The organism is Acetobacter estunensis (genome assembly GCF_011516945.1).
GTDB classification, from domain to species: Bacteria; Pseudomonadota; Alphaproteobacteria; order Acetobacterales; family Acetobacteraceae; genus Acetobacter; species Acetobacter estunensis.
The window spans coordinates 1-1,117 of sequence record NZ_WOTH01000100.1 but is presented as its reverse complement, the minus strand read 5'-3'; the positions used below and the strand labels follow the sequence as shown (position 1 = coordinate 1,117).

General features: G+C 56.3%; 2 protein-coding genes. Both read left to right on the top strand.

The annotated features are described in order from the left end of the window. Positions 1-280 precede the first annotated feature (280 nt). Positions 281-514, top strand: coding sequence for a type II toxin-antitoxin system Phd/YefM family antitoxin (locus tag GOB87_RS16445; protein WP_077805670.1), 234 nt, complete (start codon positions 281-283; stop codon positions 512-514). Positions 515-519: 5 nt separating this feature from the next. Then, on the top strand, positions 520-897 hold the full coding sequence (locus GOB87_RS16440) for a type II toxin-antitoxin system VapC family toxin (protein WP_242006549.1): 378 nt from the start codon (positions 520-522) through the stop codon (positions 895-897). Positions 898-1,117: the final 220 nt, after the last annotated feature.

Below are 1,117 nucleotides of genomic sequence, written 5' to 3'. Positions count from 1 at the left end.
TGACTTGAACTCTGCCGCATACCGTTTCCGCGTAACCTTGCCCATAAAACCCGTCCTCGTTCAGGCCAGATGATAGCTTATCGCCCTGTCCGAAAAATGGGGACCACCTCTCGTAGAATATGTCGGCTCACGCAGGAAAGGGAGATATTGCCGCAAAGCCGAGACCTGAGTGGACGATCTCTTCCAGGTGGCAAGTCTGGGCAATCACAAGGCCGGAATGGAAGGCGCCCCTTGCCAAAGGGAGGTCTCTTAGCTATATCCTTAGCTAAGGAGGTGCCTCATGGCCCAGTTTTCGGTTCACGATGCCAAAACCAACCTGTCTCGCCTGATTGCCGACGCGCTTGCGGGTGGCGATGTGGTGATCGCACGTGGTTCTGTACCAGTAGTGCGCCTTGTGCCGGTGGAGCCGCAGGGTCGTCGCGTGTTTGGGGCGCTCAAAGGCCAGATCACCCTGGATAAGACCTTCAATGAGGCGCTGCCCGACGATGAACTGGACGGGTGGAATCTCGCTTGAGGCTATTGCTTGATACACATGCGTTGATCTGGTGGTTGGCGGGCGACGAGCATTTGAGCCGTCGCGCCCAAGAGGCCATAGCGGATGAGGTCAACGTCATAGCCGTGAGCGCGGCTTCGGCCATGGAGGTCGCAACCAAGTTCCGCATCGGTAAACTGCCGGGGGCGGCCCTGCTGGCACAGGATTTTGAGGCTATTGTTGCCGGGCAGGGGTTCGTTGAGCTACCAATCAGCGTTACTCATGCTCGCATCGCGGGCGAGATGAACATTGCTCATAAAGACCCGTTTGATCGTTTCCTGATTGCCCAGGCGCAGGCCGAGGGTATGACGTTGATCTCCAACGAGGCCTTGTTTGACAACTTCGCCGTCAATCGTCTTTGGTGACCGCCTAAAGCGGACGTACGAACGAGGGAATGGTGGATACGAACCGATCTGAACCGGTGGGATCAGTTCGCGACAACGGTCATGGCTTTGAATGAGAACTGCCCTACTCCTAGAGGGTGTTATGCACTTTGCATGAGTAGGTTAGCTGCGTTTCTGAGCATGAAGCCTGCGAAGGCGATGATGTGCATTGCGGCAAGTGTTGAGGCGCAGCGTTCGTAGT